The 20720-nt window shown below is 38.1% G+C and carries 18 protein-coding genes, 1 riboswitch and 1 other annotated feature; of the genes, 7 read left to right on the top strand and 11 right to left on the bottom strand.

What is annotated here, in order from left to right; all coding sequences use genetic code 11:
• Positions 1 to 135: 135 nt before the first annotated feature.
• The 4 genes from AC25Y1_RS09090 to AC25Y1_RS09075 all read right to left on the bottom strand — a co-directional run bounded on the left by AC25Y1_RS09090 (position 136) and on the right by AC25Y1_RS09075 (position 3419).
• Positions 136 to 1629 carry a BCCT family transporter gene (locus AC25Y1_RS09090; RefSeq protein WP_488147665.1) on the bottom strand — a complete coding sequence of 498 codons (1494 nt, stop codon included), beginning with the start codon at positions 1627 to 1629 and terminating at the stop codon, positions 136 to 138.
• Between the two features lie 214 nt (positions 1630 to 1843).
• Positions 1844 to 2074 (bottom strand): excisionase family DNA-binding protein, encoded by a 231-nt coding sequence (locus AC25Y1_RS09085; protein WP_488147664.1) that lies wholly within the window; start codon positions 2072 to 2074, stop codon positions 1844 to 1846.
• Between the two features lie 63 nt (positions 2075 to 2137).
• Positions 2138 to 2638, bottom strand: a complete 501-nt coding sequence (locus AC25Y1_RS09080) for a QueT transporter family protein (protein ID WP_488147663.1) — start codon at positions 2636 to 2638, stop codon at positions 2138 to 2140.
• Positions 2639 to 2645: 7 nt separating this feature from the next.
• Positions 2646 to 2690, bottom strand: a riboswitch (PreQ1 riboswitch).
• Between the two features lie 258 nt (positions 2691 to 2948).
• Positions 2949 to 3419 (bottom strand): hypothetical protein, encoded by a 471-nt coding sequence (locus AC25Y1_RS09075; RefSeq protein ID WP_488147662.1) that lies wholly within the window; start codon positions 3417 to 3419, stop codon positions 2949 to 2951.
• Positions 3420 to 3600: 181 nt separating this feature from the next.
• Here AC25Y1_RS09075 and AC25Y1_RS09070 point away from each other — a divergent pair, with 181 nt between their 5' ends.
• Positions 3601 to 4692 carry a DMT family transporter gene (locus AC25Y1_RS09070; RefSeq protein ID WP_488147661.1) on the top strand — a complete coding sequence of 364 codons (1092 nt, stop codon included), beginning with the start codon at positions 3601 to 3603 and terminating at the stop codon, positions 4690 to 4692.
• A gap of 364 nt (positions 4693 to 5056) precedes the next feature.
• Here the strand turns inward: AC25Y1_RS09070 and AC25Y1_RS09065 are convergent, their stop codons facing one another.
• The 3 genes from AC25Y1_RS09065 to AC25Y1_RS09055 form a co-directional block, all read right to left on the bottom strand.
• A complete protein-coding gene (locus tag AC25Y1_RS09065) occupies positions 5057 to 5983 on the bottom strand; it encodes a hypothetical protein (RefSeq protein ID WP_488147660.1) in 927 nt (308 codons plus the stop codon).
• A 95-nt stretch (positions 5984 to 6078) separates the two neighbouring features.
• Complete coding sequence (gene metG, locus AC25Y1_RS09060; protein ID WP_488147659.1) at positions 6079 to 7707, bottom strand: methionine--tRNA ligase; 1629 nt, start codon at positions 7705 to 7707, stop codon at positions 6079 to 6081.
• Positions 7708 to 7762: 55 nt separating this feature from the next.
• Positions 7763 to 8032, bottom strand: a binding site (T-box leader).
• A gap of 1544 nt (positions 8033 to 9576) precedes the next feature.
• Positions 9577 to 10323, bottom strand: coding sequence for a hypothetical protein (locus AC25Y1_RS09055; RefSeq protein WP_488147658.1), 747 nt, complete (start codon positions 10321 to 10323; stop codon positions 9577 to 9579).
• A gap of 1246 nt (positions 10324 to 11569) precedes the next feature.
• Here AC25Y1_RS09055 and AC25Y1_RS09050 point away from each other — a divergent pair.
• From AC25Y1_RS09050 to AC25Y1_RS09035, 4 genes are all read left to right on the top strand, one after another.
• Positions 11570 to 12262, top strand: a complete 693-nt coding sequence (locus AC25Y1_RS09050) for a response regulator transcription factor (RefSeq protein ID WP_488147657.1) — start codon at positions 11570 to 11572, stop codon at positions 12260 to 12262.
• Complete coding sequence (locus tag AC25Y1_RS09045) at positions 12240 to 12416, top strand: hypothetical protein (RefSeq protein WP_488147656.1); 177 nt, start codon at positions 12240 to 12242, stop codon at positions 12414 to 12416. Before AC25Y1_RS09050 ends, AC25Y1_RS09045 begins: the two co-directional genes overlap by 23 nt.
• Before the next feature lie 2 nt (positions 12417 to 12418).
• Positions 12419 to 14683 (top strand): histidine kinase dimerization/phospho-acceptor domain-containing protein, encoded by a 2265-nt coding sequence (locus AC25Y1_RS09040; RefSeq protein ID WP_488147655.1) that lies wholly within the window; start codon positions 12419 to 12421, stop codon positions 14681 to 14683.
• A 176-nt stretch (positions 14684 to 14859) separates the two neighbouring features.
• On the top strand, positions 14860 to 16524 hold the full coding sequence (locus AC25Y1_RS09035; RefSeq protein ID WP_488147654.1) for a mechanosensitive ion channel: 1665 nt from the start codon (positions 14860 to 14862) through the stop codon (positions 16522 to 16524).
• 111 nt (positions 16525 to 16635) lie between these two features.
• Here AC25Y1_RS09035 and AC25Y1_RS09030 read toward each other — a convergent pair whose 3' ends face one another.
• Positions 16636 to 17283, bottom strand: coding sequence for a CPBP family intramembrane glutamic endopeptidase (locus AC25Y1_RS09030; protein WP_488147653.1), 648 nt, complete (start codon positions 17281 to 17283; stop codon positions 16636 to 16638).
• Positions 17284 to 17434: 151 nt separating this feature from the next.
• On the opposite strand from AC25Y1_RS09030, the gene AC25Y1_RS09025 reads away from it, so the two are divergent.
• Positions 17435 to 17629, top strand: coding sequence for a hypothetical protein (locus AC25Y1_RS09025; RefSeq protein ID WP_488147652.1), 195 nt, complete (start codon positions 17435 to 17437; stop codon positions 17627 to 17629).
• A gap of 17 nt (positions 17630 to 17646) precedes the next feature.
• Positions 17647 to 18114, top strand: a complete 468-nt coding sequence (locus AC25Y1_RS09020) for a DinB family protein (protein WP_488147651.1) — start codon at positions 17647 to 17649, stop codon at positions 18112 to 18114.
• Between the two features lie 44 nt (positions 18115 to 18158).
• Here AC25Y1_RS09020 and AC25Y1_RS09015 read toward each other — a convergent pair whose 3' ends face one another.
• Genes AC25Y1_RS09015 through liaF form a run of 3 tightly spaced genes read right to left on the bottom strand, consistent with a single transcriptional unit; the run spans position 18159 to position 20513 of the window.
• Positions 18159 to 18791 (bottom strand): response regulator, encoded by a 633-nt coding sequence (locus tag AC25Y1_RS09015; RefSeq protein WP_488147650.1) that lies wholly within the window; start codon positions 18789 to 18791, stop codon positions 18159 to 18161.
• Positions 18784 to 19812, bottom strand: a complete 1029-nt coding sequence (locus tag AC25Y1_RS09010; protein WP_488147649.1) for a sensor histidine kinase — start codon at positions 19810 to 19812, stop codon at positions 18784 to 18786. Before AC25Y1_RS09010 ends, AC25Y1_RS09015 begins: the two co-directional genes overlap by 8 nt.
• On the bottom strand, positions 19809 to 20513 hold the full coding sequence (gene liaF / locus AC25Y1_RS09005) for a cell wall-active antibiotics response protein LiaF (RefSeq protein ID WP_488147648.1): 705 nt from the start codon (positions 20511 to 20513) through the stop codon (positions 19809 to 19811). The genes AC25Y1_RS09010 and liaF overlap by 4 nt, the downstream gene beginning before the upstream one ends.
• Between the last annotated feature and the right edge of the window lie 207 nt (positions 20514 to 20720).

The raw sequence follows: 20720 nt of genomic DNA, 5'->3' as shown, positions 1-20720 counted from the left end.
ACATATTACTTTGACAGTCTCTCCTTAACAAAATACCCACCATTTCAATTGTATAAACTGAAATGGTGGGTATTATAGATTAAATATGTTTTACTATTTAAATGTGAGCAACAATCTGTTAGCTGACCTCTTACGTTATTTTCCTTTTTTAATTAATAAAGCCTCTTCTCTAAGTGCTTTCATTAAGGCAATGACCATGAGCACCATGACGAAGGAAAACGGCAAGGCTGCAATAATAATGGTGTTTTGTAAAGCGGTTAACCCGTTCACCGAAAGTAAAATGACGGCAATCGTTGACTGAATCAGCCCCCAGACAAGTTTTACATTGTTCGGCGGCGTCAATGAACCATTTGTAGACTGCATACCAAGAACGAATGTTGCAGAGTCTGCTGATGTAATGAAAAACGAAGCAACTAAGATAACAGCAGCAACTGAAAGGAATATTGACCAAGGCATTGCGTCAAACATTTCAAAAATAGTCAATTCCGTACTGAACTTTGTTAAATCGACAACGCCGTTCATTTGAATATCGATTGCGGTTGTGCCGAATGCAGCAAACCAAAATACACCTAAAAGAGTTGGTGCAAAGAGTACACCTGTTAAAAACTCTCGGATTGTCCGTCCTTTTGAAACACGGGCGATAAACATACTTACAAAAGGGGCCCACGATATCCACCAAGCCCAATAGAAAATTGTCCAACCATCGAGCCACGCACGATTATCTCCTTCTAATGGAGCTGTGCGGAAGCTCATCTCAACAAGGTTTGCAATATAGCTACCAAATGAATCCGTAAACATATTAAAAATGAGTAACGTAGGCCCTAGAATGACAACTATTCCAAGTAGGACAAGTGCAAGGACCAAGTTTGTGTTTGATAAATACTTAATCCCTCTACTTAAACCTGACCACGCCGATGCTATGAATAAAATCGTAACGACAGCAACGATATAGAATTGTGAAGTTATGCCGATTTCAATTCCGAATAAGTGGTTTAGGCCAGCATTAATTTGAACAGCGCCAAAGCCGAGCGAAGTAGCAACCCCAAAAGCGGTCGCAAATACGGCTAGAACGTCTATGAGAGTGCCCCAAGGACCTTCCATTTTTTTCCCGAATATCGGCTTCAATGTTGCTGAAATTAAACCAGGCTCATCTTTTCTAAATTGAAAGAATGCTAAAGATAATGCAATAACGCCATACATCGCCCACACATGAAATCCCCAGTGGAGATAAGACTGTCGTAAGCCTTCTTTAAAGGCAGCAGCAGTATTTGGATCTTCTGTAGCAGGATCAATTGCAAAATGTGATAATGGCTCTGCAGCTCCGTAAAATACAAGTCCAATTCCCATGCCTGCGGAAAATAGCATGGCAATCCAAGTAGCGGTTGAAAATTGCGGACGGTCCGTATCTTTTCCTAGGCGAATTTTTCCGTAAGGACTTAATAGAAGAAATATTGCTAAGACGACCATAAATGACATCAAAATCATGTAGTACCAGCCAAACGTTGACGCCACAAGATCTTTTATGTTCGTCGTAACAGCCTCAAAACTTTCTGGTGCAATGGCACCATATCCAACCGCTAAAATAATAAGTGCGATTGTTATATAAAACACATTTGATATTTTCTTCATTTTTCCCCCTACTAATACTTGGTTTTTCACATAATTTTCAACTATACCAGATTTAATTTTTTAGGCAAATCATGTTTTGGTAATAGTATTCCGAAATCGGTTGATATTATGCATCGTTAAGGATTCAAAAAAAGCTATAGAATCGGGGTTCAGTAGGGGTGGACAGCATGCTAAATAAGATTATTTGTTGACGGGAAATAAAGTTGAAAACTGTTTAATCTTCATCCTTTATATCACGATCAGGCGGTATCGGTTCATTTATCCATTCAGCCAATTGCTGTTTTGCAATTTTAAGTTGGTCAAAATAGAGTTCGAACTGGGCTTCGTTAATCATAAACTGTTCTCCGTCATGAACCGCACGAATACGACCTTCTAATACATATTTAGTGACTTGTTCGACTGGCATGCCAAGATACTCAGCAGCCTTTTGGATTGTAATATACATCGATTCGAACGCTCCTTAGCAAAATACCCACCATTTCAGTCTGAAATGGTGGGTATTTTGAGATTAAATAAGTTTCTTGAAATCTAATCGCTTATTCAACGCATACATGACAGGCATTCCAATCACCATAATAATGAATTCACCAAGCGCAAGAATTAGATACACGGATAGAAACGGAATTCCGTTATAATCGGGAATATCTGCAAAAATCTTAAGCTGATAGGCGATTATAATCATTAAAACTGTGAAAATCATAGTGTTAAAGAACATTCTTTTAACAATGCCTTTAATGAATTTCGCAGAAAAGATTGTTATGGAAAGGGCGAATAATGAATGAAACACGCCGAAAATAACATCGACTAGAATGGGTGAGAATAGAAAATTAGCAACAAGAACGCCAATCACAATCCCAAAAATATATTTCTTATTGAAGACGACGAGATGATTAAATATCTCTGAAACTCGGAATTGAACGAGCATAAATCCGAAAGGGACAATCAAAAATGTAACAGCAACATACAAAGCGGCAATAACTCCGCTCGTTGCCATAGTTCTAACGTTCATTATTCATTTCTCCTTAGTTTTTTTTCGTGGGATGGTCACGAACCACGTAGTCATATAGCATAACCTTATCTATTATACACAAATTGAAGAAAATGTGTAGTTAACTAAATTGAAAATACCCGATAATTGGTTAGCCGCAAAGGGTTAACCATACTTATCGGGCGTATAAATAGTAATTGATCGTACAACTGTCAACGACTTATCCAACAGTTACTTTGCGAGTTCCAGGTCATGGGTGACGAGGACTTACATCTTGTTGGTAGATTTCCTGGAGAGGCACGGCTTTGTATTGTCGTACCTCTGTCCAAAACTAATTCTTTTCAACTAGTCTATGTTTTTTCGATGCCCACAATATATAAACTAATAACCCACCAAGAAGGTATGTAGGAATTACGATGGGCTGTATTAGATTGCCGATGGGTAATTGTGTAACTTGAAGTAAAACAAAACTTATTATAGTAATTACGATGAACAAAGCAGTATTTAAAATAAGAAATCGTTTGATATTCTCTCTATTTTTTCTGTAACCGAAGATACTTATACACATCGCTATTATAAATAGAGCTATGAATGCAGATTCAAAGTTTGAAGTCCACGTCACAAGTTGATTGATGCTTTCAACATCCGCTTGTGTTAAATTACTTTTTGACAACCAATGAACAGACTGATTCATTCTATAGTTTTCTAGAAAAAGATATCCTAGATAAAACAACATCATCAAAATAAAGTAAATAGGAAACAAAATACCGTGTTTTGTGTTTTCTTTATTCCACAGTCTCAAAACTGCCCCTCATTTCTACACTAGAATTTATCAAGAAAATCTTCCATTGACTACCAATGATACTATAAACTATTGGAAGAGTCTGCAAATAACTGATGATAATTGGGATATTTCAGATATTTGATAGATTAAGGTTCACATATAATGGTATTCTACTAGTGGAACGATTGGAGGGGAAGCCATGTCACAACGACTTTCATATTTTCTAGTTTTGTTAGGAGCTGTGCTTTGGGGAACAACTGGAACAGCTCAAACATTCATGCCGCAAACAATTCATCCATTGGCAGTAGGAGCGTCAAGACTTGCAGTGGGTGGTTTTTCATTATTAGTTATTTTACTGATCATGCGCAAAATTGATTTTCGAAACTGGCCATGGCGTGCCACGATTTACGCTGCGATTTCGATGGCCGTTTTCCAATATTTATTTTTCTCATCCGTGAGACTTACCGGGATTGCCATTGGAACAGTCGTAACAATCGGAAGCGCGCCAGTTTTTTCTGGATTTATTGAATGGTTATTATTGAAACGTCGCCCCAACAGCGTATGGATGATTGCGACGCTACTCGCGATTGTTGGATGTGCATTGCTCTTGTTAAATAGAGATGGAATCGTTGTCAATCCAATCGGCGTAACAATGTCGCTCTGCGCGGGATTATTATTTGCGATTTATGCACTTGTTAATAAAGAAGTTCTTGAAAAAACGGAAACCATTCCTGCTGTTGCGGTCATCTTTTCGATTAGTGCTTTAATGTTATTGCCATTTCTTTTGCGATTTGAAACTGAGGGCCTACTAACTGGAAGCGGGATAGCAGTGGTCATCTACTTGGGAATCGCAACGACAAGCGTTGCCTACATCTTATTTTCAACGGGGCTAAAACGAATTCCTTCCTCATCTGCGGTTACGCTGTCACTTGCAGAACCGCTAACCGCAGCTTTACTCAGTGTTGCCATTGTTAAAGAGCGATTAGATATGACCTCGTGGATGGGAATCGTCCTGCTGCTCGGCGGAATACTTGTGCTAACAATGAGCGGAAGAAAAACAAAGAAAAGCCATGTCGCGAATGAATGCCATGACTTTGTTAATTATACTTCTATAATTGAATTAACCTGCAAGGGCTCGGCTTTCCGAATTGCCCGTATTAGAACAAGGAATACAATTTCCATTATAAATGTCGCAAATAATAGCAGGCCGCCAAATACGACCCAAAAATCTCCGGACAAATTCATTGAAAAAGATGTGAAAGCCAATGAAAGTAAATTTAACGTGATATAAAGCGTGTAGACAGTGTTTGTACGGTCGATCAATGCCATATGATTATAATCTTTCGTAATGGTTTTCAAGATCGAGAAAAGAAAGTAAGCGTGAATTAGTTTTAAAAAGAGTAGTACGATAGCATAGGCGCCCCATCCGAAAGAACTTACCTCGATCAGATTAACAAAAACAGTCGGAATGGACACAAAAATCATTCCGACAGCCAACATGCCGGCTTTTTGAGCGATTGGATAATGTTCTCGAAGAGCAAAACAGCCTAATGCGATTAAAAAATAACCTACAGGATCGGGGAGGATGTCAATCCCAATTTCAAAACGAAGAAGTACAAGGAGGTACCCCCAAAAAACTAAATTTAAAGCACTCTTCATTTTGAAACACCTCTTTCCTGAATAATCCTGTCAACATCTTTTTGTTCTAAATAAGGCTGTTGGCTATGAAAAATGCTATGGGATATAAAGGGTTTTCCGCTTTCAGTTGACCCTGAAATTACGAAAGAAGATTCTAGGTATCCGACAAAGTTAGGTGAAATCTGTGTATTAATCGTAAAATTTTCGTCTTTCTCTAACTCGTATGGAAACTTTAAATCACTAATTTCAATGCCAGGTACCTCACTCCAATTATTAACTGCAAGGTCGTATTCAATGTGATTATATAGTGTAATCGTATTCAAGAGATCTATTTTGACGAAAATCTGATCTTTTATAGCCTCATCAATATTGAATGTAATACTGTCAATTGTCAGGGATTCGTCAGCTGAAAATGAGAAGATACTAGAGTTATCGTTACTAGAAGATCCCCATGGCTGTGATAGTCCTGTATCATTTCGATAGGGGCGTTGAAGGGCAACTTCACCAATTGGTACAGTAATATCCCGCCCATCGGAAAAGAACAATTCCATTTCATGAACGATTAATTCATTGTCTTCTTTTAATACATCTTCAAATTCGAATGAGTTTAATTCGATTCGAAGACTTCGTAGCGCATAATGAGTAAAAGTCTGGATATCAGGATCAAATTCATTCTCATAAAAACCGAAGTCATCGAAAAAGTCATCCTGAGATACATAACCAGTGACGCCACCTAAATTTACATGAGAGAGACGGGAATCATCATTTATATTCGTTAAATAGAAAAGCGTGATGTAACTACTATCTTCTTCATACACCTGTTGTTCGATGTAATGATCTAGAAAAATAGGCGCTTCGAGTTGTTTGGAATGGGCATAAAAAGAATTCAAAATCCAACTCAAACCGATCAAAAACAACGCAAGCCAAAATATCCGACCTCTCAAACTGCTTCCCCCCTGAACGTAAGAATAGTCTTTAAATTCAGTGTAGCAAATGAAGGGCCTATCGACTATACTTATTTGGTTTTATTATCTTCAGATTATCCAAGGAGCAGCGCTAATTCATCATCAATTCTTGTAACGTCAATTCGTTCAAACAAAGGTCTGACGTTGTATAAGTTTTGATTTGAAAGTTCTTTTTCTTGCCACACGAATTCATCCATCCCTAACATCTCTCTAACTTCTTTGCTTGAAAACGGTAGGAAAGGGGAGAGGAGCTGTGCCAAGTTCGCAATGATATATACGCAGGTTGCCATTGTTTGATTACACGCTTCCGGCTCTTCTTTAATCTGAATCCAAGGTCGTTCCTCGTCAAAATACTTATTTGATTGGCGGACAAATTGGAATATCGTTTCAATCGCTTTTTTGAAATGACCTTCTTCAATTAACTTTCCTACTATTATATAAAGGTCTGAAACAGTTCTCTTAATAGTCGATTCAATCTCTGCTGACGGAACGACACTATTATATGATTTCTCTATGAACTTCAATGTCCGATTGACAAAGTTTCCATACGCACCCAACAGCTCGGAATTATGACTGTAGATAAATTCCCGCCAAGAAAAATCAGCATCTCGATTTTCAGGAGCGTTTGCAGTTAGAAAATAGCGTAAAGAATCGGGTTGGAAGTGATCGAGCATATACGGCGCCCAGACGGCCCAGTTTTGACTCGTCGATAGTTTTTGTTTTTCCAATGTTAGATACTCATTTGAAATGATATGGGTAGGTAAGGCATCTTCTTTTCCAATCCCCGCCAGAATTGCTGGCCAGATGATTGTATGGAAAGGAATATTGTCTTTCCCGTGGACATAATAGGAAATCGTTTCTTCATCCCAAAATTCCGCATCGTCGGTTTCGTGTATCTTCGCCCATTCCAGGCTCGCCGAATAGTAACCTGTGACAGCCTCTATCCAAACATATACTTTTTTATCTTCATAACCTTCAATCGGGATACTTACCCCGTTTGGAAGGTCTCTGGAGGCAGCGCGGTCATGAAGTCCTTCGTGAAGGTAACGCTCCGATTGATGAATCGCATTTTCACGCCATCTATCTTCTTTTTTAGCATCTGCAACATAGGATTCAAGTTGTTTTTGGAAATCACTCAATTTGAAATAAAAATGTTCCGTTTTCTTCACAGTTGGTTTATTGCTACAAAGTTTACAGGTACTTTCTTTCAAGTCGAGTGGATCTAGCAAAGAAGAACAATAATCGCATTGATCACCGCGTGCACGACTTCCGCAATGCGGGCAAATTCCTTCCACAAACCGATCGGGTAAAAATCGTTGATCATATTCACAATAGGTTTGTTCTACCTCTTTTTTGAAAATGAAACCATTGTCCAAAAGCTCTAAAAATACCTCTTGAACGACTTGGTGGTGGAAGTCTCCATCTGTTCTTGTGTATAAATCATACGTAAATCCAAGTCGCGTAAAACAATCCACAAATTCAGCGTGGTAGCGATCTGCAACCTCTTTAACGGTAACGCCTTCCGCATTCGCTCGAATTGAAATGGGCGTACCATTGCAATCACTTCCTGAAACGTAGAGTACTTTTTCACCTTTCAATCTAAAGTATCTCGCTAAAATATCACCCGGTAACAACGCTGCGATATGACCTAGATGCAACGAACCATTTGCATACGGCCAAGCCCCTCCAATAAATACTGCCATTTTCCATCCTCCTAATTTTTGAAATGAAAAAACCCCGCCCCTATCGATAAAAATCGATAAGGACGGGGTTGATATACCCGTGGTACCACCTTACTTCATAACCAGTTGAAGCTGATTATCTCTAAAGTACATAGCTAAAAAAGCTTAGCTGAATTATACTTTGACGTAGATAACAAGCGCCAACTCTCGTCGCAGCCTACTAATCCGAAGACGTTCAGTACGAAGCTCAAGGATCATGTTCAAAAGGACTGGTCCGCTTCATTTCCACCATCAGAAGCTCTCTATGCGACTGCCGCTTTTTACTTTTCCCTCTCATTGCTGATGTAAGATGTAATTAGGTTGATTATAGTCTAAGTGTATATTTAAATCAATAGTCTGAAATCCCGTTGTTTATTATTCTTTCTAGAATCTTGTAACGAAAAGGAAATTAAACATACTTACTATTGAGAGGGGGAGCGAATTGAATGATTTTAAAGGGTTATATAGGATTCATTCCAAAGAATTATTTACTTACTTTACCTTACAAACGATTATAATTTTTTTTGAATTCAAGGGGAACTACATCAAGTTACTAAGCATCAATTGCACCCACTGTCATGTTGCGATGCAGCTACCTGAATTCGTAAAACAAACGAATTTCGGGGTAACTGCATAAGAGTAATGATTGGGGAAAGGTATATTTCAATGGAGAGCTACTACTTCTTGGATGGGACAAAAATCGAAACTGAGGACTAAGAGTATTCTTTTGTATGGAAAAAATCAACAATGCGCTTCAAAGAAAAAATTGAAGGAAAGATTATGGAAGCCATTCATAATATAAAGTGAAATCGCTCATGTCAACAGATGGAGTGTAGCCTAAACAATAAGAAGTATTGGCGGAAGAACTTGAAAAGCAAGTTGATTCATTAAAGAAGAAATTGTGACATAAAGGAATAACACGTCATAGCGTCTTGAAAAAACCAATGAAACGAATTCACCGGGATTATCAGTCATGCATAGAACAATACAAAAGCACCATGAAGTGTGAGGTAACTGCAAAAGCTTTTTGAAAAAAGATCATAACCAATACCTTCATGCGAATGAAAGATGACTATATGAAAATGGATAACTAAAACCAGGATATTATGTACAAATGGCCACAGAAAATCAATTTATCTTTTTACACGATGCATCAACGTTCAACAGATACTCGTTTCTTTATTCCTCAATTGGAGAAGCTAGCACAGTCTTTTTTGCTGATGCACCAAACGGTAATTGTAACGCGGAATATGGTAGTGAATAGAACTATCCCTGTGCATTGCAAACGGTGAGGAAAAGAAGCCGCGTTTTGATTTCTTGAACCCTTAAGGGCATAGATAAAGGGAAAGATATGAAAATATAAAAATGATATAAAGAACGGAAAAATTGGACATATTAAGAAGTGGACTGTCTATTCATTTGTTCGAACGAACAGAGGAACACTTATAAAAGGTAAACAAAAGAAATGCATCCGAAAGCTACAAGATTCACGGAAGTGAAGGCTGTTCAGGTTACGCATTAAAGGAACTCTGCACAAAAATTAAGAGTGATCTGAAAAGCGTGTTCGGTCACATAAAGGGCAATCGGTCACAGATGATTTCAACATCGAGGCCTGGAAAATGTCCACAATGAATTATTGTAGTTATATCACACAATTTCCAGAAGGTAGAAGACATTCGTAAGCTATTTTCAGTTCCGGATCCCAAAGATATAAATACAAGTGAGTGTCATTTTATCCACCTGTTTCTATTATGGGGACCTATTGGACAGCCCTCATTTTTTATTTAACGTGAAAAAGTAATCAAACTGAAATTTTGCGTGAAAGGCATTAGTGAAGTATAATCGACCCTGCTATCTTAATACTCCAACTGGAACGAACCTAATCTGCCCCGGTTGATAAGTATTATCTTTGTAAGTATAGATAATATTTATATCACCTAAATAACCTCCCGATGGTGCAATTGTAGCGCCAACAATAGCATTGAGTTTATTATCAATAATTTTAAAATCCAAAATACTTCCAAAAGTTATATTATGAAAAATGTGTGTTGGATCTATCCCGAATTTTTCAATATTAACTTCTGTTAACTTGTCACCGATTCGGATAGTTGCTGTTGATTTTGTTAATTTAGTTTCTACATTTTTTTTAATAATAGAAATTGGACTAACAACATGTTTCTCTTCGAAGATTTCGTTATTATTATTTTTAACTTTGTTGAAAACATGGACATCTTTTATTACCACATCACTGCCGTAACCTGTTGTTAATATTATTACAATTTCACTTTTTCTATCATCATTAATATCGCTATAATACAGTTGTGGATAATATGCTTTGTTAGTGACGTTTTTCCAACTAGGGAAAGATAGAGTACTTCCATCTATTTGAAGAGTAAAATCAATTAAGTTACCTTCCTTTTCAGTGGCAAGTAATTCGATTTGAGCCTCTGGAATACGTCCAACAACAATTTTCCTTTCGTTGGTATTTTTTGAAAATGTATTAAAAGTTTCAGCATTTTCATTACTAAGGGATTTATTTTCTTGAAAGAAAGTTACAACAAATATAAGTAGAGTTACTGAAATAAGAAATTTTCTCATCATATCCTCCTTGCTTTTGATTAGTATGACAATTTTTCCTCTTTATATTCATAGTACTAACACTGCGTGAATTTGTAGGGGTAATTCCAGAGAAATGGTCCGATAACGAAGAAAAATCATGATTAGATGTAACTAAGGTTTCAACACATTAAACCACTTTCATTTAATACACTGTTCTTTAGCTCTCTTGCCAAATTTATTTCCCCCTGTATTATAAACAAGGGCAATAAAGGAAAACTTGAATTAGTTAACTCTTCGATGCACCCAAGTTTACCTTGTTTTGCAGGACGATAGTGAAACTAGTTGAACCATAGCTTGGAATTGGGAATGGCGGAGTAAGAAAATTAAATATCGAGTTGGCATAAGGTTCCAACCCGCATTATTCATAGAAAAGTTCAAAAAAGGGAGAACTCCTTATTACACTGGGAGTTCTCCCTTTTTTTTTTCACTTATTAAGTGAAAAGAACCTTCATCTTTGATATGTTTTAGTCATCCGCGCGAACAATGATTGGGCAATGGGTATACTGATTCCTGAAATAAGTCAGAATGGGTTCAAAAAATCCCGCCACAAATAGCAATTTTTGCTTATAGTTTTCATAATTGACTCCGTAACCTACTTGCTGAACAACGTTCGGAATCAAACGATGGGAACAATACGCTACCAGCTTATTAAAATTGCGGGAAAAGTGATTCGTTCCTCTCGCTACACCACGTACAAATTATGTAGCAGCTGTCATTATCAAGAAGTATTTTGCAATAATTGAGGAAAGTCCAACAGCTGCGCGTCAAATTGATCCATAAAGCTATAAAGAAATTAAAAAGTCTAGGTTCAATCAAGGAAGAAGTCTGTCTATTATACATTCACGTCACCTTCTGACATTACTTTTTTCAGAATTTCATGAGAATAAATGGATAAATAAAAAAATACAACCGCAAAATGACCGGCGATTTCAGAACATACTCATTTCGTGGTTTATTATTGATGGAAAACCTATTTTGTGAATAATATGGGGTAAAAAATATAAAAACATTTTCTAAAAGAACGCCATTAAAAAATGGAATGAAAGTAGGTGAGAACCTACCAATAGTAGTGTCTCATCTTTTTGTATATATTTCATATCAGAATCTACTTTTTTGAAAAAGGTGTGAAAAACAACTTCTTAAGAAAGTCTTCATAATTTGAATGCCTGAAAGTTAAGATTTACCGAGTAGAATTGGTATCATTGAAGAAAGTGAGGTGCGGATGATGGCTAGATTTACAGTACTTGTTGCGGATGACGACCAAGAGATTCGAGACGGCATTGAAATTTATTTAAAAAATGAAGGATATGACGTGTTGAAGGCAGCGGACGGCGTAGAGGCGCTTGAACTTCTAGGGTCAAATGAAGTACATCTACTTGTTCTCGATATTATGATGCCGAATATGGACGGTATTACAGCGACGTTCAAAATTCGGGAAGAAAAAAATATCCCAATCATTATGTTGAGTGCTAAGGTAGAAGACTCCGATAAAATCCACGGGTTGTCGGTTGGAGCCGATGATTACGTTACCAAACCTTTTCACCCGATGGAATTAATGGCACGTGTTAAATCACAATTACGTCGTTATGTTCAATTTGGCACATACGAAGGTTCGCAAAAGAAGATTGTCATTGATGGACTTGCACTAGATGAAGAGGCAAAAGAAATTACCGTTGATGGAGTCGGGGTAAAGCTGACGCCAATCGAGTTTAAAATAACTGAACTTTTGATGAAAAACGCAGGACGTGTTTTTTCGATTAATGAAATATACGAACGTGTTTGGAACGAGCAGGCATACAATGCTGAAAATATCGTCGCAGTTCATATTCGGAAAATCCGAGAAAAAATTGAAGCCGATCCAAAAAATCCGCGTTATGTGAAGGTGGTGTGGGGCATTGGCTACAAAATCGAAAAGTAATATTGCTCTTTTTTGGTCAATTATTGCCCTTATCACAGCGACCATTAGCATCGGTTATTGTTTAACGCATATATTTGAACTGTATTATGGAGAAACATTCCGATCAAATCGGTTGATTGTCCAACTAACAAGAATGTTTAGCGGAGGCTTATAGGAATGAAGAATAATAAAATACAGTTTTTTGTCTGGTCTATTCTTGCGGCTCTGCTACTAATTGCCATACCCTCAGCATTGAAATACTCGCCCACTTATATTGGGAAAACTTATTTTGATACAAATGATTTTCAAAGGGAAATAAATAACTTTTACGAGATGCTTGGTCCAGCTGTTTTGAATCCACTAGATGTTGACGAAGCCAAAAAGAAAATTCCAGTTACAAATCATGAAATAGAAGAACATCGCAATTATTATGGCTCTCTTTCCGATCAACTAACTAGTCTTCACGACCAGTATGAGGAGCGGATTAATGAAGCTAAATCTTCGGGGAATAATCAACTCGAATCCGCATTAATCAAAGAACGGGATCTTAAAGTTGCAGATATTGAGAAGAATTTCGAAAGTGATGAGCACGTAGCATCCAAAATTAGGGCTGAAAAAGAAGTGGTTTTAGCGAGGTATATTAATGAACTTAAAGCTACTGAATTGTCTCTTTTTCCAATTGCTTATCATTTGACGGATATTAATACAGGTGAAACGTTTTCATCAGGTAGCATTGGCGTGAAATCAGTATACAAAAGGGTATTTAACCAAGAGGAAGGATTATTTAAAGCTAATTCTATCCCACATAGTGAAGCTGTGAGTGAGTGGTTTTATTCAGAAGGCTATAGTTCACCAATGTCTGATGAAGTGGTTGAATTGACGAATGGTGATATGTCTGTATTTAAAAATCCAGTAAGGATATTCGAGGGGGAAGTCATTGTTCCGAAGAACGCATTAGCCTCTGGATTTTTAAAAGAACAAGTATCGGATTTTAATAAAAGGAAATATGCTTCCTATGCAATTTGGGTATTAGGAATATTATCAGCTGTCGCCTTATTTACTGTCATTAAGTTTAGAAAAGAATGGGTAACAGATACAAGTCTTAGTGCGCGTTACGATAAATTGAAAATAGACTTGAAGGCCGCTTTATTTTTCTTGTCAATCTTAATTACAACCGGAATTATTTATCAAAATGCACTGCCTAACCCTCACAACTACCTCCAAATGTATTCTGGTTATATCTTAGCGCAGGGTAGTTGGCTCGTCGTCTTTGGAGTTGCAATTGCAGTAATTTCGTTTCAGCTTGTCAATTGTGTTGAACGTTGGAAGGGTAAAGGATTACTGGAACAAGAAATTGCAAACAGTTACGTTGTGAAGTTTTTCAGGTCCCTACAGGGAGTGTTTATGAGTAAAACAATTGGTACTCAAACATTTATCTTGCTCATCGGATTTTTTCTTGCCGGCGTTGGTTTTAATCTAACCATCGGAGTTTTTCTGACAGGATTTGGATACGGTGGAATGTATTATAGTCCAATTTTGGTAGTATTTTACGCAATATGTGTCGTGTTCTTAGGTTTACCAGCGCTCTATATTTTTATGAGACGCTCAGCATACCTAAACCGAATTATTCTAGCGACAGAAAAAATGGCACAAGGTAGCCTACAAGAAGAAATCAAAATTGAAGGGAAATCCCCATTTGCTAACCATGCTAGGAATTTAAACAACTTACGTGAAGGTGTAAAAGTTTCGATGACCGAGCAAGCGAAAAGTGAACGATTAAAAACCGAATTGATCACTAACGTAAGTCATGATTTACGCACACCGCTTACATCGATTATAACGTACACAGATTTATTAAAATCACCGGAATTAGAAGAAGAAGAGCGTCAAAAATACGTGGATATTCTCGATAAAAAATCACAACGCTTGAAAACATTAATTGAAGACTTGTTTGAAGTATCAAAAATGGCTAGTGGAAACCTTGAACTCCATAAACAGCGCGTCGATTTAACGCAGCTACTTCAACAGGCGCTGGCGGAACATGCAGATGATATGTCAACAAACAGTCTTGATTTCCGGGTGAACTTACCCGACGATGCACTTGTCGCAAATGTCGATGGCCAAAGATGGTGGCGTGTCCTTGATAATTTAATCGTCAACGCGATCAAATATTCAATGCCAGGAACACGCGTTTACATTACGCTCAAACAAGTGGGCGAACAAGCAAAATTCGAACTGAAAAACATTTCCCAATATGAATTAAATGAAAATGGCGATGAACTATTTGAACGTTTTAAACGAGCGGATACTTCCCGTCATACAGACGGCTCAGGCCTCGGTCTTGCCATCGCGCAATCTATAGTCGATATGCATAACGGAGAAATGGAAATTGAAGTAGACGGGGATTTGTTTAAAGTAACAGTGCTCGTTCCAACAATTTAAACTGCTTGAAATCGAAAACTGTGCAACTGCTGCTATAATTGGCGGCGTTTCACAGTTTTTTTGTTGAAAAAAATTCATAGATTAATAGATAACTTATTAAAGATATGTTTATTGTGAAGGAATAGTAGGAATAGAACAATATGGAATAAAATAGAATGGGAATGGGAGGAAGTTAAATGTCAGAATTCACTTTAGCGGGATTTCTAAGGTGGTTACCCGATTTATTGATTGGAATAATCATTTTAGTGGTTGGATTTATCATTGCAAAAATTATCGAAGGTGCAGTAAAAAAGTTTTTAACGAAGTTGAGGTTAAATGAGCGCTTAGATACAACAGACTCAAAATGGAATATTGAGAAAGTACTCAGTAAAGTCGTATTTTGGGGAATCATGCTACTTGCGTTAATCATGTTTTTTAATGTGATGAACATGAGCTTAATTGCAACACCATTCGTTTCAATCTATTCAGGATTTGCGGGTGCAATCCTCGGTGTGTTAAAAGCGGCAGTCATTCTGTTTATCGCTTGGATTCTTGCACTTGTCGTGAAGAAATTCATTCTCATGGCTGGGAATAAGTTCGATTTAAATAAGTACTTTGTGAAAGCCGGCGTTTCTGCGGAGCAAGCAAATAAGTCGAAGTGGGTTGAAAATGCATCGAACATTGCATTTTACTTAATATTACTCCTATTCATGCCAGCAGTCTTACATGCATTAGGGTTAAGTGGCGTAAGTGGACCGTTTGAAGGATTACTACAAGGCTTCTTAAACTTCATACCAAAACTTGTGGGTGCAGCACTTATCTTTGCTGTTGGGTATATTGTTGCAAAGATAATCCGCGTCATCCTAACAAAATTCTTAGAATCAATTGGCATAGATCGTTTTGCTGAGAAATTAAAAGTCTCTTCATATTTAAAAGGGACTAGCCTTTCAAAATTAGCGGGAACGATTGTGTTCATCTTAATTATGATTCCCGTAACAATTTCATCACTTGAAGCACTAGATTTACGCGGTATTTCAGAGCCGGCAATCTCGATGTTGAACGACATTGTGGGTATGTTGCCGAAAATAATCATTGCAGTTGTTCTAGTGTTAGTTGGTGTCCTTCTAGCTAAATGGGTTAAAGGCATCGTGGTCTCGCTTCTTGAAAATTTAGGCGTCAATTCATTACTCAACAAAATGGGTGTCCGTTCTGCTAAATCATCAATGCCTTCACTAGCAGATATTGTCGGAACGATTGTGCAAGTTGTCATCATCCTGTTGTTCGTTGTTGAAGCACTACAAATTGTAAACTTATACTTTATGGTGACGTTAGCAACGAGTGTATTTGCATACTTGCCAATGGTTCTTGCAGCACTTGTTATTCTAGCTGTTGGCTTCTGGTTAGCAAATCTTGCGGAACGATTTGTCGGAAGCGTGATGACGAAACCGTCCGGTGCGCCGCATGTTCTGCGATACGTAGCTAAATATGCCATTCTCGCATTTGCTTTCTTTATGGCTTTAAGTCAGCTTGGAATTGCACCAGCCATTATCAATGCAGCATTCATCTTGATACTTGGCGGGGTCGCACTTGCATTTGGTCTGGCATTTGGTTTAGGCGGCAAAGAGCATGCTTCTCGCTACTTATCTGAGATGGAAAGCAGTTTGCAAGGTGCTGAAGTTTCAAAAGAGAAGTGGGAAAAAGAAAAAGCCGAAGTTAAACATGAAGTAGAAGATGTTGTAAATCAGGCAAAGGTTCAGCCAAACAAAGTGAACAAGGTCGATAAGTCATATAATGAACCGAAACCGGGTGAAAGATACCCTTTTGAAGGGGAAGATAATAACGATCCTTTAAAGCCTTTATAGTAGGTGAATCACCCTAACGTGCAAGCATGTAAACAAAATGACCGAGTACATTTTTTGTACTCGGTCTTTCTCTATCTAGTTTCCATAATTTGAGTTAAAGGTACTTCTAAATTAATGAAAATAAAAAATGTAAACCCCAATGAGCAGAACACCAACATCTGCGAACATATGAATAATCCAGGAAGGTAATATCGTTCCGCTTCGCTCATTTGCTAATTGGAAAATGAAACCGCCCGCCCACAAGCCAGTGACAGCAAGTAGTAGGATTGGTGTGGTGAACCACGGTAAAAATATGGCGACATGATAGACTGCAAAAAGGAAGGAAGGGATGAGTAGCCTGTAATGTTTATGATTAAAAAAACTTGGCAATAAACCCCGAAAGAAAAACTCCTCCAATAGTGAATTCCCGAATAATATATACAGCGCAACAAATGGAAATACTGTAGCAGTCACACCCGCACGCTCAGTTAAGTCTAAGAGGAGTGCATCAATATCAATTGAAGGCATTAAAAAAATAAAAGCCACCATAATGATAAACATGATGATAAAACCTGAAAGTAGTGCAATTCGAATACTGGATTTATCTGTCTTCTTAATTTCCAGAAAAGTAAGTTTTGTTTTCTTGAATAGAATGAGTGGAATAACAAGAAAGAGGGAAGCTTTCGCTATCGTTTTCCAAATGTAAGAAACCTCAATACCTTGTTCGATCCAAAGTAAAAGTACAAGACTAACGAAAGCAAAGAATAGTCCTTTTATCATCATGCACCTCCATAATATTTTAGCGATTTCCGCTATGTATTGATAGACGAGGTCTGTACTGAATAGGTTTCCGAATAGTCTTTAATCTCTATTTCAGGTATACTAATAATAGAACAGAGTCAATATCCTCTGTAGAAGGAGACGATTCATAATGAAAAAACATGAAAATTACCCTAATAAGGCAGATTTTGAACCGAATGTTGATAAGCATGGAAAAAAAGAAGGCGAACTTCCACTTTCTGATCCTGCAGAGTCTAATGAAACAGAAGTATTTCGTAAAAACGAATATAAAGAAAAAGATGATACAAAAAAGTCTGCGTACGGTGAACATAAAGATAGAAATTAGAGATAGAAAAGAGGATGTTGCCAATAGAGATTATTAATCAGTTAATCTTTACACGTTTGTACACGCTAGGGCGGCTCAAACGAACAATTGAGGCCGAGTGGGATACGCAACCGAGTGGATTTAGTAATACAATACGTTGGAATGCTGGGCATATTTATGTGACGTTGGAGAACTTTGTACATTTAGTAGATGCTGAATATGAAATTGTTCATGCCGAATGGACTCCGCTCTTTATCAGAGGGTCTACTCCCGCAAACTGGGAAGGAAATATCCCTTCCAATGAAGACGTAATTGCCGCTTTGACAGAGCAAACGACACGTCTGACGAAAGTTCTGGTGGAGAAGCTCGATAAACCTCTCCAAAACCCAATTGATTTGGGTGACCATAATTTAGAAACGATCGGCTCGTTAATCCTATTTGCCATTTGGCATGAAGGGATTCACATAGGTGTAATTGATGGGTTAAATCGTGTGACAGCAAAATAAACGACTAAAAGTCAGCAGCCTAAATCATTAGGTTTGCTGACTTATTATTTTACTAAATCATGTTTAAATGCATAAATAACGGCTTGCGTTCGATCCTGCACTTCTAATTTTGACAATAAATTACTTACATGCGTTTTGACAGTTTTGACAGCGATGAATAATTCATCTGCGATTTCTTGATTGGTTTTGCCTTTTGAAATCAGGAGCAACACTTCTAGTTCCCGTTCGGTTAATTGCTCATGTGGCGATAATTGATTGCCACCACGCATCCGCTTCATCATTTTTGATGTGACTTCAGGTTCCAACACGGTTTGACCTTTTAAAGTCTCTCGAATTGCCTCGGCAATCCGTTTTGCATTGGAGGTTTTTAAAATATAACTAATGGCGCCTGCTTCAAGAGCGGGATAGACCTTATCATCATCCAAAAAGCTGGTAATGATCATGATTTTTGCTTCTGGCCATTGCTCAATGATCGCTTTTGTTGCTTCAGCTCCGTTCATGCCTGGCATGACCATATCCATTAATATAATATCTGGACGTAATGCGAGTGCTTTGTCAACTGCTTCCAACCCATTGACGGCTTCGCCAATCACTTCCATATCAGGTTGAATAGACAAGTATGCAGAAACGCCAATACGAACCATTTCATGATCATCTACCAATAAAATTTTAATCAATGACTTCATCTCCCTTAAGGGTAGGTAATTTCACTTCAATAATTGTTCCTTGTGAAGGCACAGAGACAATTTTACAAGTCGCACCTATTTCAATGGCTCTTTCTTTAACGTTTTGGAGACCATATGAACCTGTCTTCTCGTCTACTTCTTTAAAGCCAACGCCGTTATCTTGAACCCGGAAAATGGCAAGTCCATCTCTTTCGACTAAGAGAATATCAACTTCTGTAGCTTGTGCGTGACGGAGTGTATTTGACAAGGTTTCTTGGGCGATTCGAAATAGATGATCCTCGGCCCCTTTAGATAGATGTACTTCTTCTAACCGATATCTGATATCAAATAGTACCTTTTCTTTTAGTTCGACTAAGAGCTCCTCTAATCCTTCTGCCAGTGACTTATTTTTAAGTGCAGCTGGACGCAGATGAAGGAGTAAAGCGCGCATTTCCAATTGGGCTTGTTGAACCATTCGTTCAACTTGCCCAAGAGGCACTCTTGCTGTGGGGTCTTCTTCGCCCTCCGTAATTGCGGATAATAGCATAGAAGCGGCGAATAACTGCTGGGAGACAGAGTCATGCAATTCACGAGCTAGGCGTTGGCGCTCTTGCACGATACGTTCTTGAATCAGTTGGTCTTGTGTTTCAGCACGTTCGTCTGTAATACGCTGTAAGCTTTTACGCTGAGTCTGGATTAAATCGGATACCGTTTCGATTGTCCGGTCCATACGTGGTGTGAATTTATCTTTTGGATAGGTTTCTTCTTCAGTCGTCAATAAATTGGACAGTCTATCTTCAATCACCTTCACTTTTGAGCGTTCCAAGTAATGTGACCAAATGGCAATCGTCCAACCAAGCAGGAGGGCGGTATTCAATATCCACCAACCAATGGGGATTGCGGAGACGGTTAACTCATAAAATGCACGCCAACTTTCCTGCAAAGGTAAGCCGATTAGGAAATATAGATAAAGTGCACCAATGGTGATAAATAGGAAACTTAGGAAAAATCCGCGTCCAATCACTTTTTTCATTTGCGTGTCACCTCGACATCTCCAGCCCATGTAGAAAGCGTAATTATGAGTTCCGGTCCATTAGTCGTCGACGCTGAATAACCGTTTTTCATATGAAGGAACTCATTGATCAATCTCTTTTTATGAACGTCAAAAAGTTTTGCTTCACCAAAAAGAGTTGTGTAATGAACGCGAACGGGAATCTCATAAGGAAGTTCAATTTTAATTTTCCCGATACCTTGTCGAACGGAAATAAGAGAAGTCCCTTTTGGGAGAACGGTCTCCGTGACATCAATCGTGATATCACCAAAAAAGCCTTGAATATGAATATCTTCCCATTCGTAAGATGAAAAAGGAGAAGACTGGACAGAAAACAAGTTATTTTTCCAGATTCCGTTCGGGGATTCTATTTTGTATTCATGGATAGGGCGCATTATAGTTTCGGCGGGAACGCCTTTCCATAATTTATATAAAATATTAATGACAACGATTAGGGCTAAAAGTCGCAAGCTCCATAATGTGAATAGGGCAAGGACAATAAAAATAAGGCCTGAAATGAAAAAAAACTTCATTTTTTTTCGCAGCCCAAAATAGATGAAAAATGAGCCGATAATAACAAAAACGATACTTCCCGTACGTAAAAAAACCGTTTCAAAGAGAACAAGGAGTAAAAATGCAAAGCCCCAAAAGGTAATCTTGCTCGTATTAAATTGCTCTTTCATTTTACATCCTCCTCTTCTGTGTGGGTCTGGGGTGGGTGGTGAATCCTTACAATTTAATGATAAAAAAGCTACTCTCTATAGAGAAAGAGAGTGGTTGCCTTTAGCCCGTTGATTTCCGTTCCGGGCGGACGCTTTCCGCGGGCACGGCTTCAGCCTCCTCGTCACTTGCACTGCCCCCCTAATGTTGGACACGTCATCCAACATTAG

The organism is Sporosarcina sp. Y1009, from assembly GCF_057669865.1.
This window is presented reverse-complemented; position numbering and strand designations above follow the sequence as displayed.